We start from the raw sequence: 14513 nt of genomic DNA, 5'->3' as shown, positions 1-14513 counted from the left end.
GGGCGAGGAACCCATTTCAGCGCCCCTTTCCCGCGCTCGCCCTGAGCATCATGTACCGGGGGCTGGCCGTGACCCTGACGGCCGGCGCCATCGTGTACCCGGTGCTGGGCTGGGATACCATCTACCAGCAGGTCGTGCAGGGTGCGCTGATCCTCGGAGCGGTCGGTTTCGACCGTTCGCTGCGAGGCCGAAGGAGTTAGGTGGCTGGCGCGCGGATCGGCGTCCGGCTGGGCGCCGGCCAAGCTCGGGCCGCCCTCGTCGGCGGCGGTCGCATCCGTCATGCCGTGTGCCGGTCCGGCGACGGCCGCGGCCTCTCGCGCATGCTCCGCGATCTCGCTCAGGGTACGCCGGTCCGGTCGGTGACCTGGGACGTCTCCGCCGAGCTGGACCCTGCGAGCTCCGGCTCGCCGGTGGCGTCCGTGCGGGTCACGCCCCGGCCGCCGGCGCGCGGCCTCGGGACCGGGCATCCTTCCCCCTTGCTCCCGGCGCTCGTCAGGCTCCAGGCCGCGGTGATGGGAGGACACGACCTGTTCGGGGTCGAACTCGCCACACTGGACATCTACGAGGTGTTCCGCGTCGCGGCGGCGGCACAGGCGGAGGGGATCGGCGCGCTGGCGCTGACGGCCACGGGGGCCGTCGGATGCCCCCACCACGAGCTCACCGCCGCCGAGGTGGTCCGTGAGGCGTTTCCGCAGCTCAGAGTCTCGCTCTCGCATCAGGTCGGCGGGCTCGGCCTGCTCGACCGCGAGGCCGCGACGGTGATCAACGCCGCGCTGCTGAGCCGCGCCGAGCAGGTGGTGGCACGCTGCGTGCGGATCTCGGGCCGGCTCGGGGCCTCCACCTCGGCCTGGTTCGTGGCCGGGGACGGCGGCCGGATCTCCGCCGAACGGCTGCGGCTGCTGCCGGTGCTGGGACTGTCGGCCACCGGCGCCGCCGCCCTGACCGGCGCCGCGCGGCTGGCCGGAGTGGACGACGCGGTCGTCGGGCTGGCCGGGCCGGACGGGCTGTCTGTGGGACACGTCCGGGACGGCCTTCCGAACGTGGCGACCGACCGGCCCGGCCCCGGCGGGGTGCGGATGGCCGTCCCGCAGGCGTCGCTGACACCGATCCGCGGCTCGCACGCGGACACGGCGTCGGCCTTCGCCCTGCTTGCCGAGCACGACCAGCACACCGCGGTCATCGCCGTCGCCGGGGGCGGCCCGGACGGCGACGCCCCCGACGAGGCCGCGACCGGCCGGGCGCGGTCCGCCGCGGCCCGGCTGCCGTCCACGTCGGTGCTGGTGGAGCCGCCGGCCGAGCTGGCCGCCATCGGCGCCGCGGGGACCGAGCCGAGCGCCTGGCTCGACACCGTCCTGTACGCCGAGACCTCCGAGGTGCTGGCCCGCAAGCGGGCCGCGGCGGAGCAGCGGGCGCTCACCCTGGTGGCCGAGAGCGGCGCGCGGCTCGGCAGCGAGCGCGTGGTCAGCTCCCGCGCCCTGTCGTTGTCGTTCCTGCGCAGCGGCTCCTACCGGCTGCTGGTACGCGCGGGCGGCCGGGCGGAGGACGACGCGTGACCGGCCGATCCATCACCGTGGCGGACGTCCCCGCCCTGCTGGCGGGGGCGGAGTTCTTCTCGACCAACGCGGCGGGCGAGGGCATCGAGTTCGCCGGCTTCTGGTTGGAGGACATCCTCGCGCGGACCGGGCCGGTGGAGCTGGTCACGGCCGACGAGCTCGACCCGGACACGCCGTGCGCGGCGGTCGGCGCGATGGGCTCGACCGTGGCCATGGCCGAGCTGCCGCCCTCCGGGGAGGAGCCCCTGGTTCTGGCGCGCAGCCTGGCCGGCCGGTTCGGCGCCCCGCTGGGCGCGATCATGCCCCTCAACGCGGCCAGCGTGAACGCGCTGCAGCCGGTGGCCGCCGCCGCGGTGCTCGGCCTGCCGCTGATCGACTGTGACGGCATGGGCCGGGTGTTCCCGCTGATCCACCAGACCACCTACGAGCTGGCCGGCCTCTCGCTCAGCCCCCTCGCGGCCGTCAGCGCCGGGAACGACTCGCTGCTGCTGGACACCGGTTCGGCGCGCGCCGAGCAGATCGCCCGGTCGATCACGCAGGCCGCCGGCGGGTGGCTGCTCTGCGGGATGTACCCGACCCGAGTGGGACGCTTGCGCGAGGCCGCGATCCACGGTTCGGTGAGCCGCACGCTCAAGGTCGGCCGGCTGCTGCGCGAACACGCCTCCGACGGCGCCACGGCGCAGGCGCTCGTCGGCGACCCTCCGTGGGGCGGCGCCTCCCCCTGGCCCGCGCACGCGGGCCCCGGCGACGGCGAATGGTCCCGGCGCGGGACCGCGCCGCACGAGCGCCTGCTGCGTGACCTCACCGCGGCCACCGGCGCGACCGTCCTCGGTGGCGGCCGGGTGGTCGAGCTCGGCCCTTCCCCACGGCAGGCGGGAATCGTCTATCCGGGTAACCCGATGAGCATGGTGGTCCACGACCACGACAGCGGCCGCCTGATCCGGCTGGAGGCGCACAACGAGTTGGTGCTCGCCCTCGCCGACGGCGCGCTCACCGCGGCCGTGCCCGACCTGCTCTGCCTGCTCGACCGGGGCACGCTGCGGATGACCGGGCCGGAACGGCTCACCGTCGGCGACCAGGTGGACGTGCTGTGCGTGCCGGCCGCGCCCGTGTGGCACAGCGTCCACGGGCTCGGCCTCGGCGGGCCGGGAGCCTTCGGCTTCCCCCTGCGCCACCCGCGCCAGGAGGGCCGATGAAGCGCGCCGGACGCCCCTCGGAGCAGCTCACCGTGGACGAGCTCGTCAGGTACGGGCCGCTCGGCCGCGCCGAGACGCTGGTCGGGGAGAATCTCGCCCGGCCGGTGTCCCGGGTGGCGCTCATCTCCGATCTCGACCAGGTCCGCCACTGCGGCCCCGGCACCGCGGTGGTGCTCTCCCGGGGGCTCGCGCAGGGAGCGTGGGCGGTCGAGTCGGCGCTGCGCCTGGCCTGGGAGCGCAGCGCCGCCTGCCTGGTCAGTCCCGCCGTCGCCGGGCTCGACCAGGCCACCGCCCAGCTCGCCCGGCGGATGCGGCTGCCGGTGTTCGTCGTGACCGGGGACACGGCGGCCTGCGCCCTGGACCTGGCCGCGGCCATCGCCAGCCCCGACGCCGCCCGCGCCCGCCTGGCGGCGCGCTGCGCGGAGCTGTTCGCCGAGCGGAGCAACGCCCGCGGCATCGTCGGGGTGATCAACTCGGAGGTTCCCGGCGTGACGGCCGCGCTGGTGGCCCCGGACGGCCGCGTGCTGGCGGGTCAGGCGTCCGTCGACCGGGCCGAGCACCGCGTCCAGGTGGACGTGCCGGGCCCGGACGGGCGTCGCTGGGCCGAGCTGGTCGCCGCCACGACCGGCCCTTCCTCGCCGAGCTGGTCCGAGACCGTGCTTCTCATCCTGCGGCTGGCCCGGGGACCGCTGGCCGCGTCGGTCGCCAGGGAACGCCTTGAGGCGGTGCACGGAGCCGAACGCGGCCGGGCGGCTCTTCGCGCCCTGTTCGCCTCGGCCGGGGCCGATCCCGGTCCGGCGGCGCAGAAGGGGCCGGCCGGTCGTGACCGGGGAGACGACGGGCTGGCCGTACCCGAGGAGGCGCTCGGATGGCGCGTCGGCGGGCGGCACGTCGCGGTCTTCCTGCGGTCCAGCACCCCGCTGGACACCGCCGCCGCCGGTCCCGGCGTGATCTCGGCCTGGCAGGAGGCCGTCGACGACCTGCCGCTGGTGCCGTGGGACACCGGCTGGGCCAGCTGGTGGACCGGCGACCGGATCGAGGTGGAGCAGGTGGCGTCGGCGCTGCGCCGGCATCTCGCCCGGATGCGCTCGCCGATCCCGCTGAGCGCGGGCGTGGGCCGCGCCGCCGAGGGGGCCGAAGGGCTGCGGGAGTCGCTGTCGCAGGCGATGCTCGCGGCCGGGGTGACGGTACGGGACGGCCACGGCACGGTGCGCTCGTTCGACGAGCTCGGCTTCCGGGTGCTGCTCGCCTCGCTGTCGCAGCCGGAGCTGGCCGGGTCCGCCCGGACGGTGCTCGCCGACCTGCTCTCGGCGCCGGACGGTCCGGTGCTGGTGACCACGCTGGCCGCGCTGCTGGACTGCGCGAACTCCACCAGCCAGGCCGCCGCCCGGCTCGGCGTGCACCGCAACACGGTGCTCGGCCGGGTCGAGCGCATCAAGGCGCGCGGCGTCGACCCCGACCGCCCCGACCAGCGGCTCGCGCTGCACCTCGCCTGCTACGCGCTGCTGCCCGAGCTGGGCTGACCCTGCGGGTCGAGACCGGTACGGCGGCGCGGGCGCCGGGCCCTGCGCCGCCGTACCGTGACCGGATGCCCGGCTCAGACGGACACCCGGACGGTCGCTCAGACGGTCACGGCGTAGAGCTCGGCCGCCCGCGCGGCGGAGACGTGGCCGTCGAGCACGTCCGTCCGGACGGCCTCGGCGTCGCGGTCGGCGGGGTCGCCGAAGCCGCCGCCACCACCGGTCATGCAGCGGATCACGTCGCCGGCGGCCAGGCGCAGGCCGTTGCACTTGAGGATGCGCCGCTCGCCGGGACGGCCGGGGTTGATGACGATCTCCGGCGGGACGGCGTCGTGCCCGCCGAACAGGCCCCACGCGGGGGTGGCCGACCGCTCGAACCACAGCGAGACCGTGCAGTCGTGCAGCACCGTGTACTCGCGGACCACGCCGTTGCCCCCGCGGAAGCGGCCGGAGCCGCCGGAGTCCGGCCGGATCTCGTACCGGCTGATGCGGAACGGGTACCGGGTCTCGAACACCTCCACCGGGATGTCCTTGAGCGAGCCGTTCGTGCTGTTGATGAGCGCGGTCTCGCCGTCCGAGCCGTCCCAGGCTCCCCACCCGCCGAGGGTGGCCTCCAGGCTGACGTAGTCGCGCCTGGTTCGCGGGTCGGTGCCGGCCAGCAGCACGATCATCGAGTCGCCGTGGCTTGCCCCCGCCACCTTGTCCGGCATCGCGGGGGCGAGCGCCTTGGCCACCATGTCGATGAGCATCCCCAGGTGGGAGAAGTACCACTGGCAGGCCGCCGGGGCGACCGCGCCGAACACCGAGCCCTCCCGGACCTGGACCGTCATCGGGCGGAAGGACCCGCCGTTGCCGGGCACGTCCGGGCTGACGAGCAGCTTGTACCCGACCCGGCAGGCCGACACCGTCTGGGAGACGCCACAGTTGACCGGCCCTGTGGTCTGGTCGGCCGACTCGGTGACGTCGAAGTCGATGTCCGAGCCGCTGACGGTGATCTTGAGCTTGATCGGGACGGTGGTGCCGAGGTCGATGCCGTCGTTGTCCAGGCAGCCCTCCGCGGTGTAGACCCCGTCCGGGATCGCCGCGATGACCTCGCGCTCCAGCGCCTCGGTCTGGGCGAAGATCTCGTCGCGGGCGGCGCGCAGCGTGTCGAGGCCGAAGCGCCGGACGATCTCCTCCAGACGGGCCTGGCCCATCTTGATGGTGGCGATCATCGCGTGCATGTCGCCGCTGGTCTGGTAGGGGAAGCGCACGTTCGTGGCGATCGTGCTCATCACCCCGGGCACGTCGCGGCCGCCCTCGACCAGCTTCTGCGCGCCGAGCCGCAGGCCCTCCTGGTAGATGTTCACCGAGTCCATCGACCCGCCCGGGTCCTTGGAGCCCACGTCGATCCAGTGCGCCCGGGTGGCGGTGAAGCCGACCAGCTCCTCGTCGACGAAGACCGGGCCGAAGATGGTGACGTCGTTCAGGTGGGTGCCGCCGAGATAGCTGTCGTTGAGGATCCACACGTCGCCCGGCTGCCACACCTCGCGGCCGAACTGCTCCTCGGTGGCCTTGGTGCAGGTCTCCAGGTTGCCCAGGAAGATCGGCAGCCCGGCGGACTGGCCCAGCACCTGGTGCCGGTCGTCCAGCAGCGCGACGACGCAGTCGCCGCACTCGTAGATGATCGGGGTGTACGCCGACCGGATGAGGGTGGCGTTCATGTCGTCGGCGGCCGCGGCGAGCGCATTGCGGATGATCTCTACCACGACGGGGTCGACGGTCCTGTTGTCGGTCATGATTCCTCCTGTCCCATACCGTTTGTCACAGCGCCGCGTCCGTACCGGCCCGAATCACCAGGGAGCCGATGGGGTCCACCGACACCGAGAAGCCCGGAGGGACCACGGTGGTGGCCGTGCCCTCCACGATGATCGCCGGGCCCTCGAACGCGTGCCCGGCCGCCAGGTCCTCGCGGCGGACGAGCGGGGTCGAGCGGCTCTCGCCGTCGAACACGACCTCGCGAAGCTCATGCGGGAATTCCGTCCCGGTGGCCCGCTCGACCTGCTCGGCGGCACCGCGGCCGAGGTCGCCGAACGCGGTGGTGCGCAGCGTGACGAACTCGATCGGCGCGCCCAGGTTCGCGTGGCCGTAACGCGACATGTGCTGCTGCCCGAACCGCTTGGCGATGATCTCCACGAAGTCGTCCCTGGCCGGCTCGTCCGCGTCGAGCAGCGGCACCGTCAAGGTGTACTCCTGAGCGGCGTAGCGGATGTCGACCGCGCACTCCGCCCGGCGGTTCCGCTCGGGCACCCCCTCGTCGGCGAGCGAGGCCAGGGCGGCCTCGGCCATGGCCGCGAGCCTGGCCGCCATGTCGGCGGTGTCCAGGTCGGCGTCGAGGTAGAAGTAGGTGTCCGAGGCGTCCTTGCGGATGTCGGTCTGCAGCATGCCCCACGCGGAGAACGCGCCGGGGAAGCGCGGCACCACGACCTCGCCGATGCCGAGCTCCCTGGCCAGGAACACCGCGTGCATCGGCCCGGCGCCGCCGAAGGCGACGAGGGTGAAGTCGCGCGGCTCGATGCCCCGCGAGACGGTGATGGTCCTGATCGCCTGCGCCATCTTGGCGTTGGCGACGTCGCAGACGCCCTCGGCCATGGCCATGGTGTCCAGGCCGAGGGCCTCGGCCAGGCCCTCCAGCGCGGTCCGCGCGGCCCCGGTGTCCAGCGTGAGCGAGCCGCCGGCGAACCACTCCGGGTCGATGCGGCCGAGCACGAGGTTGGCGTCCGTCACGGTCGGCTCGGTGCCGCCGCGGCGGTAGCACGCCGGGCCGGGGTTGGCGCCCGCCGAGCGCGGGCCCACCCGCAGGCCGCCGGCCTCCAGCCAGGCGACCGAACCGCCGCCGGCTCCGATGGTGTGGATGTTCACCACGCTCATCAGCATCGGCAGGCCCTCGATCTTGGCCTCCGCCGAGATGTCCGGCTGCCCGTCGATGATCAGCGACACGTCGAAGGACGTGCCCCCCATGTCCACGCAGATGAGGTTCGGCCGGCCGATCGCGCGGGCCAGCTCGACCCCGCCCATGGTCCCGCCGACAGGGCCGGACAGCAGCGTCTGCAACGGGCGGCGGCGGGCCGACTCGGCGGTGAGGACGCCCCCGGAGGACTGCATGACGTGCAGCGGTACGGCGAGCCCCCGCTCCTTCAGATTCGTCTCCAGGCGCTCCAGGTAGCGTCGCACCACCGGACCGGTGTACGCCTCGACGACCGCCGAGGAGGTCCGCTCATACTCCCGCCACTCCTTCGCGGCCTCGTGCGACAGCGAGATCGTGACGTCCTCGCCGAGTTCCTCGCCCAGGATCTCGCGGGTGCGCAGCTCGTGCGACGGGTCCAGGTAGCTGAACAGATAGGCGACGGCGATCGCGCCGAACCCGCCGTCGCGGTAGCGCCGGGCGGCCTGCCGCACCGCCTGCTCGTCCAGGGGTTCCAGCTCCGCGCCGGCGGCGTCGAACCGGCCGCCGATCTCGACGATGTCACGCAGCGGGACCAGCGGCTCCGGCTTGCGGAAGTGCAGGTCGTACAGCCGGGTGCGCGGACCGCGCGCGATGTGGTAGGTGTCCCCCGCGCCCGCGGTGGACAGCAGCAGCACCTTCACACCGCGCCGTTCCAGGAAGGCATTAAGCCCCTGTGTGGTGCCGTGCACCGTGAACGCGATGTCGCTGGGAGAGTCCACCAGGGACTCCAGCGCTGTCAGCACTCCCTCGGTCAGATCTTCTGGCGTAGTGGACGATTTGCCGACCTGGTAGCGGCCGGTGGCCTCGTCGTAGCCGATGACGTCGGTGAACGTGCCGCCGATGTCCATGGAGACCCGGAAACGGCTCATTAAGGAACTCCTTTCTGCAAGGCGTAGCGGTGACCGTAACTCCGGCGGGACGGCCCGGGATGTGCACGGCGACCACCACATCGCCGGGTCACCGTGCGAGGCGCCCTGCGAGGGCCGCGACCGCTGCGGGAAACTGGGCGCGCCGTCACAGGGGGAGGTAGGCGATGGACGTCTCGGTCGGGCCGGGTCGGGCGGATGCGCCCGAGGTGCGCGGGGTCTTCACCGAGGAGGTGGAGAGCCTGCGCGTGGCGGGCCTGCTGAGGTGGGAGGGGTTCACGGCCGAACCGGGCTCCACCGCGCCGGTCGAGGACGGAGGGCCGGTGCTGCTGGCCGGACTCGGGCCGCGGGACGGATGCGACGCCGAACGGCTGCGCGCCGCCGCGGCCGCCGCGGCGGCGCTGATCCCCGGCGACACCGTGCGGGTCGACCTGGCGAGCCGCGGCGCGGGCCCGGTCGGCGCCGGCGAGTCCGTCCGCGCGGTCGTGGCCGGGCTGGCCCTCACGGCCGCGCGCCCGCTCGGCGTGACGCTCACCGGGCTCGCCGGGCCCGAGGACGACCACGTCACCGCCGGGCTGCTGGACGCGGAGGCCCTGCTGCTCGCCCGGGACCTGACCAACCGCCCGCCGAGTGAGCTCGTCCCCGGCGATCTGGCCTCCCTCGCGCGGGACGTCGCCACCCGGGAAGGCCTGACCGCGCGGGTGCTGGACGAGCGCGACCTGCGCGAGCTCGGGATGGGAGCCCTGCTCGGCATGGGCGCCGGATCTCCACACCCGCCGCGGCTGGTGGACCTGCGGCACGAGCCGCCGGACGCGTGGTGTTCGGTCACGCTGGTGGGCAAGGGCATCACCTTCGACTCCGGGGGCCTGTCCCTGAAGTCACCGGCGGCCATGATGGCAATGCGCTGCGACATGGCGGGCGCCGCCGTCGTACTCGCCGTGATGTCCGTGCTGGCCAGGCGGGGTCTCCCGGTCGCCGTCCGCGGCCTGCTCCCGCTCGCCGAGAACATGATCGGCCCGCACGGCGTACGGCCAGGGGACGTGCTGCGCGCCTGCGACGGCCAGAGGATCCAGGTGCTCGACACCGACTTCGAGGGCCGGGTGACACTGGCCGACGCGCTCGCCCTCGCCGCCCAGGAACGCCCCGACGCGATCGTCGACATCGCCACGCTGACCTACCAGGTGGTGACGGCGCTCGGACCGGAGATCGGCGGAGTGCTCGGACGTGACCCGGGCCTGACGCGGCGGGTGCTCCGCGCGGGCGCCCTCGCCGGCGAGCCGCTGTGGGCCCTGCCCTGGGCGCGCCGCTACCGGGACCAGATCACGTCCGGCTACGCCGAAGTGCGGAACTTCCCCGAGGCCGACACCGGCCGTGCGATCACGGCGGCCCTGCTGCTCGGCGAGTTCGTCCCGGAGGAGATCCCGTTCGCCCATCTGGACATCACCGGACCGGCATGGCGCGGACCGGCCTCCGGCCGCGGCGCCACCGGCTTCGGCGTGCTCACCCTCACCCGCCTGCTGGAATCGCTCGCGACCGACTCGTTCTCCCGGGACCGCGCATGACGCCCCCGCCGCCGTACGTCACGGCCGAGCAGATCCGCCGCGTACTGCCCATGGAGCACGCGGTCATGGCGCTGGAGCAGGCGTTCCGCGCCCGCGCCGGCGAGGACGACCCGCCCCGCACGGCCGTCCCATGGAACCACGGCGAACTGCTGGTGATGCCGAGCGAGCACGGCGCATGGACGGGCACCAAGCTCGTCACCGTCGCCCCCGGCAACGCCGCGCTCTCCGCGGACCGGATCAACGGCGTCTACGTCCTCTTCGACGCCGCGACCCTGGTCCCCCGGCTGCTGCTGGACGCCTCCGAACTGACCACGCTGCGGACCGCCGCCGTGAGCGCGCTGGCGACCCGCTACCTGGCCCACACCGACGCGCGGACCCTGGTGGTCTTCGGCACCGGCCCGCAGGCCCGGTCGCACGTGCGGGCCATGCTCGGCGTCCGGCAACTCGCCGAGGTGCGCGTCGTCTCCCGCGACCGGGCGCGGGCCGCGCGGCTGGCCGGCGAGCTCACCGCGGAACACGGGCTGGCCGTCACGCCCGGCACCCCGGCCGACGTGGCGACCGCCGACATCGTCTGCACGTGCACGAGTTCGGCCACTCCCCTGTTCGACGGCCGGCTGCTCACCGACGTGGCACACGTCAACGCCATCGGCAGCCACCATCCCGAGGTCCGGGAGGTCGACGGCGAGACCGTACGGCGGGCCTTCGTCGTGGTCGAGCAGCCCGGCCCGGCCCGCCGCGAGGCCGGAGACCTGATCATGGCGGTGAAGTCCGGCGCGGCGGACGACTCCGTCTTCGACGTCGACCTGCACCACGTCGTCACCGAACCATGGACCCGCCCGGACCGCCCCACACTCTTCAAGTCGGTAGGCCTCGCCATGGAAGACCTCGCCGTCGCAGCCGAAATCGCCACCAAGCTCCTGACGCCCTGACCCTGCTAGCCGCACTTTGTCCTCATGCTCCGGCGTATAGGCGTTTCAGGTCGATGAGTTCGACATCGGGGCGTTGGGCGGCGAGTCGAGAAAGGGTGGCTGAGAAGCCGGAACGGGAGAACAACAGGAGCTTGGGAAGGGGGCCTACCTTGGCGCTGGGCAACAGTCCGCGCAGGTGTTCCAGTCTTTCCAGCTCAGGGGTGTCGACGGGGGCCTCGGTGCTCTTGGCCTCGCCGATCGCGGTGATTCGATCGGCGGCGAAGGAGGTCGTCTCCGTCACCACGACATCGAGTTCGTGGCCTTGGCGGTGTTCGCGGCACGGCAACTCCGTGGGACGTACAGAGGTGGCGGTGCCGCCGAGCGTTTCAGGCACCGCGTGCATGAAACACCACTGCCGTGCGAGGTCCTCGAAATGGGGGCCGTAGATCTGAGAGGCGACGGTGTCCGAGTTGGCACGCCAGACACGATCCGCGTAGCCCGCGATCAGTTCGGCCTCGTGGCGCTGGATGAGGAGTTGATGCAACCGTACGACGGGTTCTGCGATGCGAAAGACGCTCCGCTTGCCTCGCAGGGCATCGTCGATCTGCTCGATCAAGCCGATGTCCTGCAGGCCGGTCAACAGGTGGGCGAGTGCGCTGCTGGGCCGCCCAAGTGTCGCCGCTATCTCCGAGCGCCGGTGGTTTCCGGCGCTGATCGCGCTCAGCGTGGCGGAGTACGAGGTCGGATCGGCAATGGAAGGCTCTTCTCGGAGCAGCAGGGCACCCTCACGGAACATCGCGGACGCCGGGTTCAGCAGGCGTCGCTGAACCCAGCGGTCGAGCTGACCCATTTCGGCGGGTCCCGATCCGCCGCTCATCTCCAGATAGGCGGGCGTTCCACCGAGCAGAGCGTGTAGTCGAAACGCCAGCTCTGGATCGTGATCCGTGCCCCAGAAAGCGGCTGCCTCGCGGTACCTGAAGGGCCGCACGATCAACTCCATCGCCGCCCGCCCGCGCAGGGGCGCACCGCCGGCGAGTAGCTGCGCCATCGTGGTCAGGGCGCTACCACAGAGGATCATGCGCGTTCGGGTGTGCTCCTTGGCGTACCCGAGCGGGCTGAGCGCCTGCTGGAGGTAGGAGGGCAGCGCGGGTGTGGCCGAGACGAGGTAGGGAAATTCGTCGATGATAAGAGGAGTGGCCTGGTCCTCCCCGATCCGGAGCAGTTCGTCGATCGCCTCCCGCCATGTGCGGAAGATGATGGGCTGGCGCAGCCCGCGATAGGCGGAATAGGCCACCCCGAGGTCCGCGAGGTTCTGCGTCTCGGTCTGTTGGGTCGCGCCGAACAGGAACCCGCCGGTCTGCTGGGCCAGTAGTTCGAGCATCAGGGTCTTGCCTTGCCGACGCCGGCCGTACACCAGCCCGAGGGTCGCCCCAGGCGAGGGGGATGCAACGAAGTCGGCGAGATCGTCCCATTCGGTATCTCGGCCGAACAATCGCTCCGGCTTCCGCAACAACGACAAGGCTCTCCAGGTCAATGACACGAACCACCGCTAGGTATGCGATGGCTATGATAGTTACAACTATCATAGCCATCGCAATCACCCGCTCGCGTCACCACCGAAGGCGACCACGGCGGGGCATCACGGGTGCTCCTTGAGCGGAGCGATCAATCGACGTTTCGGCTACCCTCCCCGGGGCCGGCGGCTCGATGTGGTCGTTACGGCAGGGGGCCACCACCGCTCGCGCCACCGGCGCCATTCCGGGGGTGTCTAGTCGAGGTTGGCCGCGTACACCGAAACGTCGACCGCCGTCACCTGCTCCGCGCCCATGGCGACGGCCAGCTTGCGGTATCGTTCCGCCTCCTCCGGGCGGCTGCGGCGCTCCAGGGTTCGCGCCAGCGCTTCACACGCCCAGCCGTTCACCGGGTCCAGCTCGACCAGCCGCCGGAACGTCTCCTCGGCCCGCCCGAGCTGCGCGCTGTGGAAGTACGCCCGCCCCAGCAACTCGACGGCCGCCCGGTTGGCGGGCTCCGCCTCGACGATCGAGGCCAGAATCCGCGCCGCCTCGGGATAGTCCTTCGCCTCGAAGAACATCACCCCACGCCGAAACTCCTCGTAACTCACCGACCCATCCCCTCCAAGCGGCACTGGCTCTCGTCGTCCAGCGCTCGCCCCTGCTAACAGGGGATCTCAGCCGATACTTCCCTCCTTCACCCCTGCGATGAAGGCGCGCCATTGGAGAGACGTGAGGGTGATGACCGGGCCGGATGGGTTCTTGCTGTCGCGCAGGAAGACCGCGGACGCCCGCGCCCCGGAAGCGACGTCGGCCATCGCGACCTCCACGCACTCCGACCGTTCTTCGAGCGGCGGCTCACCATCGAGACCGTCCGCGCCTACAAGCCCGCTCCGTGGGCGTACCACATGGTCGCCCAGGAACTGGCGGTGCCACCGTCCACCTGCTTCATGGTCGCCTGCCACGTCTGGGACACCGTGGGCGCCCAAAGCGCCGGTTACACCGCGGGCCTGATCACTCGGCCGGGCAACGCGCCTCTGCCCATCGCCTCGCTGCCCCGGCCCAACCTCGTAGCACCAGACCTGCCCACCCTGGCCCACCGGCTCATCCGGCGATGGCGTTCATAGGCCGCGTTCTTCCTCTTGGTCGAGTCCGCTCGTCCTGCGGAGCAGAAAGACCAGCACGACACACAGTAGCCGTCTATGATCGGAACGTGTTTGTCTACACTCGCAGTATGGAAGAGACCACTGAACCCACTGACGAGGCTCCGTTCGAGTACGAAGCCATCCGGAAGCGGTTCCCGTGGGTCGGCTGCATCGCCAGCGGCGAGCGCGATCTTTCCCAGCGGTATCGCCACATCATGGCCGAGGCACGGAAGGATCGGGAGATAGTCGAGGCCATCGACGCGATCCGGCAGAGCGAATGAGAACTCTGCTCTGCGACTCCGGACCTCTCATCGCAACCAGCGACCGAGATGACAAGCACCACGCCAAGTGCGTTCGCCTGCTTGCCGCGTGGCCCGGAAAGGTGATCATCCCTGAGCCCGTGCTGGGCGAGACCTGTAATTTCCTGCGTAACGGCGTGCGTCGCGGCGCCTTACTGGAAGCCGATCTGCTTCAGCAGATGGTGCACGAAAGCACGGACTGGCAGATCGTCAACCCCACCCACGAGGATCGGGCCAGAGCGACCGAACTGGTACGACGCTTCGTCGACGTGCCTATGGGATACGTGGATGCCACGGTCATCGCCATGGCAGAGCGCCTTCATGTCACCGACGTCGCAACCATAGACACCCATCTCACCGGTCTCGCGATCGGGGTCTCGAAAATCAAACCGATCTCCTGGGCCTTCCAAGAACTTTTCTGAAATGAAGCTCGCGAGATCGGCAGAGGCGACGACGTCAGCGGGCCGGAGGCCCGGGAAAACAGCCCGAGCCGAAGGCGAGGCCCATTTCCAGGGGCGGATGGCCCATTCACAGCTGGACGGCCGCAGTGGCGAGGTTGCGACGGACGTTGTTCAGGCGCTCCAGCTTTCACGACACGCCTCGACATCCACCGCCTCGGTGAAACCAGCAATGGTGCCGCTGACGCCCTCGAAACGACTGCGGCGCTCGGCGATCTTCGCGGGCTGCGACATGCAGGCGTTCGGCGTGTTCGAGGCCGCGCGGCGCGCCGGGCTGCGCGTGCCGGACGATCTCAGCGTGGTCGGGTTCGACGACCTGCCGCTGGCCCGCTCGGCGTGGCCGACGCTCACCACCGTCCGCCAGCCGCTGGAGGAGATGGCGGCGCTCGCGACGCGCATGGCCCTGGACATCTCGCGCGGCGAGACGCCCGAGACGCGCAGGGTGGAACTGGCCACCGACCTGGTGATCCGCGACAGTACGGCCCCGCCGCGGTAGCCGTCCCCTCCCA

The 14513-nt window shown here is 71.9% G+C and carries 15 protein-coding genes; 10 read left to right on the top strand and 5 right to left on the bottom strand.

Features of this window, described 5'->3' with window-relative positions; translation table 11 throughout:
* Window positions 1–50 precede the first annotated feature (50 nt).
* Genes AB0M95_RS19270 through AB0M95_RS19255 form a run of 4 tightly spaced genes read left to right on the top strand, consistent with a single transcriptional unit; the run spans window position 51 to window position 4272 of the window.
* The gene (locus AB0M95_RS19270) at window positions 51–200 is read left to right on the top strand and encodes a hypothetical protein (RefSeq protein ID WP_363766096.1); all 150 of its coding nucleotides are present in this window, start codon (window positions 51–53) and stop codon (window positions 198–200) included.
* Window positions 201–1553: a hypothetical protein gene (locus AB0M95_RS19265; protein WP_363766093.1), complete on the top strand. Its 1353-nt coding sequence runs from the start codon at window positions 201–203 to the stop codon at window positions 1551–1553. It abuts the gene before it with no gap.
* The gene (locus AB0M95_RS19260) at window positions 1550–2749 is read left to right on the top strand and encodes a DUF917 domain-containing protein (RefSeq protein ID WP_363766090.1); all 1200 of its coding nucleotides are present in this window, start codon (window positions 1550–1552) and stop codon (window positions 2747–2749) included. The genes AB0M95_RS19265 and AB0M95_RS19260 overlap by 4 nt, the downstream gene beginning before the upstream one ends.
* On the top strand, window positions 2746–4272 hold the full coding sequence (locus tag AB0M95_RS19255; RefSeq protein WP_358510557.1) for a helix-turn-helix domain-containing protein: 1527 nt from the start codon (window positions 2746–2748) through the stop codon (window positions 4270–4272). Before AB0M95_RS19260 ends, AB0M95_RS19255 begins: the two co-directional genes overlap by 4 nt.
* Window positions 4273–4370: 98 nt before the next feature.
* Here the strand turns inward: AB0M95_RS19255 and AB0M95_RS19250 are convergent, their stop codons facing one another.
* Window positions 4371–6047: a hydantoinase B/oxoprolinase family protein gene (locus AB0M95_RS19250; RefSeq protein ID WP_363766087.1), complete on the bottom strand. Its 1677-nt coding sequence runs from the start codon at window positions 6045–6047 to the stop codon at window positions 4371–4373.
* Window positions 6048–6072: 25 nt separating this feature from the next.
* Complete coding sequence (locus AB0M95_RS19245) at window positions 6073–8124, bottom strand: hydantoinase/oxoprolinase family protein (RefSeq protein WP_363766084.1); 2052 nt, start codon at window positions 8122–8124, stop codon at window positions 6073–6075.
* 164 nt (window positions 8125–8288) lie between these two features.
* Here AB0M95_RS19245 and AB0M95_RS19240 point away from each other — a divergent pair, with 164 nt between their 5' ends.
* Complete coding sequence (locus AB0M95_RS19240) at window positions 8289–9683, top strand: leucyl aminopeptidase family protein (protein WP_363766081.1); 1395 nt, start codon at window positions 8289–8291, stop codon at window positions 9681–9683.
* A complete protein-coding gene (locus tag AB0M95_RS19235) occupies window positions 9680–10612 on the top strand; it encodes an ornithine cyclodeaminase family protein (protein WP_363766078.1) in 933 nt (310 codons plus the stop codon). The genes AB0M95_RS19240 and AB0M95_RS19235 overlap by 4 nt, the downstream gene beginning before the upstream one ends.
* A gap of 22 nt (window positions 10613–10634) precedes the next feature.
* Here AB0M95_RS19235 and AB0M95_RS19230 read toward each other — a convergent pair whose 3' ends face one another.
* The 3 genes from AB0M95_RS19230 to AB0M95_RS19220 all read right to left on the bottom strand — a co-directional run bounded on the left by AB0M95_RS19230 (window position 10635) and on the right by AB0M95_RS19220 (window position 12920).
* Entirely contained in the window at window positions 10635–12131 is a 1497-nt protein-coding gene (locus tag AB0M95_RS19230) for an ATP-binding protein (protein WP_363766075.1), read from the bottom strand.
* Between the two features lie 228 nt (window positions 12132–12359).
* The gene (locus AB0M95_RS19225) at window positions 12360–12683 is read right to left on the bottom strand and encodes a tetratricopeptide repeat protein (RefSeq protein ID WP_363766287.1); all 324 of its coding nucleotides are present in this window, start codon (window positions 12681–12683) and stop codon (window positions 12360–12362) included.
* A gap of 96 nt (window positions 12684–12779) precedes the next feature.
* Window positions 12780–12920 (bottom strand): DUF397 domain-containing protein, encoded by a 141-nt coding sequence (locus AB0M95_RS19220; protein ID WP_363766072.1) that lies wholly within the window; start codon window positions 12918–12920, stop codon window positions 12780–12782.
* Window positions 12921–12965: 45 nt separating this feature from the next.
* Between AB0M95_RS19220 and AB0M95_RS19215 the strand changes: the two genes are divergently transcribed.
* The 4 genes from AB0M95_RS19215 to AB0M95_RS19200 all read left to right on the top strand — a co-directional run bounded on the left by AB0M95_RS19215 (window position 12966) and on the right by AB0M95_RS19200 (window position 14500).
* Window positions 12966–13229 (top strand): HAD hydrolase-like protein, encoded by a 264-nt coding sequence (locus AB0M95_RS19215; protein ID WP_363766284.1) that lies wholly within the window; start codon window positions 12966–12968, stop codon window positions 13227–13229.
* Between the two features lie 107 nt (window positions 13230–13336).
* Window positions 13337–13528, top strand: a complete 192-nt coding sequence (locus tag AB0M95_RS19210) for a hypothetical protein (RefSeq protein WP_363766069.1) — start codon at window positions 13337–13339, stop codon at window positions 13526–13528.
* A complete protein-coding gene (locus AB0M95_RS19205) occupies window positions 13525–13968 on the top strand; it encodes a PIN domain-containing protein (protein WP_363766065.1) in 444 nt (147 codons plus the stop codon). The genes AB0M95_RS19210 and AB0M95_RS19205 overlap by 4 nt, the downstream gene beginning before the upstream one ends.
* Before the next feature lies 1 nt (window position 13969).
* The gene (locus AB0M95_RS19200) at window positions 13970–14500 is read left to right on the top strand and encodes a substrate-binding domain-containing protein (protein ID WP_363766062.1); all 531 of its coding nucleotides are present in this window, start codon (window positions 13970–13972) and stop codon (window positions 14498–14500) included.
* Window positions 14501–14513 lie beyond the last annotated feature (13 nt).

The sequence above is a fragment of the Sphaerisporangium sp. NPDC051017 genome (assembly GCF_040683095.1).
In the GTDB taxonomy this organism is placed as follows: domain Bacteria; phylum Actinomycetota; class Actinomycetes; order Streptosporangiales; family Streptosporangiaceae; genus Sphaerisporangium.
The sequence above is the reverse complement of the archived record's forward strand: the minus strand, read 5'-3'. Positions and strand labels throughout refer to the sequence as shown.

Coding starts and splice junctions, on each gene's coding strand:
- AB0M95_RS19245 (WP_363766084.1), bottom strand. CDS start 8,124: ATGAGCCGTTTCCGGGTCTCCATGGACATCGGCGGCACGTTCACCGAC.
- AB0M95_RS19220 (WP_363766072.1), bottom strand. CDS start 12,920: ATGGCCGACGTCGCTTCCGGGGCGCGGGCGTCCGCGGTCTTCCTGCGC.
- AB0M95_RS19210 (WP_363766069.1), top strand. CDS start 13,337: ATGGAAGAGACCACTGAACCCACTGACGAGGCTCCGTTCGAGTACGAA.
- AB0M95_RS19255 (WP_358510557.1), top strand. CDS start 2,746: ATGAAGCGCGCCGGACGCCCCTCGGAGCAGCTCACCGTGGACGAGCTC.
- AB0M95_RS19235 (WP_363766078.1), top strand. CDS start 9,680: ATGACGCCCCCGCCGCCGTACGTCACGGCCGAGCAGATCCGCCGCGTA.
- AB0M95_RS19270 (WP_363766096.1), top strand. CDS start 51: ATGTACCGGGGGCTGGCCGTGACCCTGACGGCCGGCGCCATCGTGTAC.
- AB0M95_RS19250 (WP_363766087.1), bottom strand. CDS start 6,047: ATGACCGACAACAGGACCGTCGACCCCGTCGTGGTAGAGATCATCCGC.
- AB0M95_RS19200 (WP_363766062.1), top strand. CDS start 13,970: ATGAAGCTCGCGAGATCGGCAGAGGCGACGACGTCAGCGGGCCGGAGG.
- AB0M95_RS19225 (WP_363766287.1), bottom strand. CDS start 12,683: ATGTTCTTCGAGGCGAAGGACTATCCCGAGGCGGCGCGGATTCTGGCC.
- AB0M95_RS19240 (WP_363766081.1), top strand. CDS start 8,289: ATGGACGTCTCGGTCGGGCCGGGTCGGGCGGATGCGCCCGAGGTGCGC.
- AB0M95_RS19205 (WP_363766065.1), top strand. CDS start 13,525: ATGAGAACTCTGCTCTGCGACTCCGGACCTCTCATCGCAACCAGCGAC.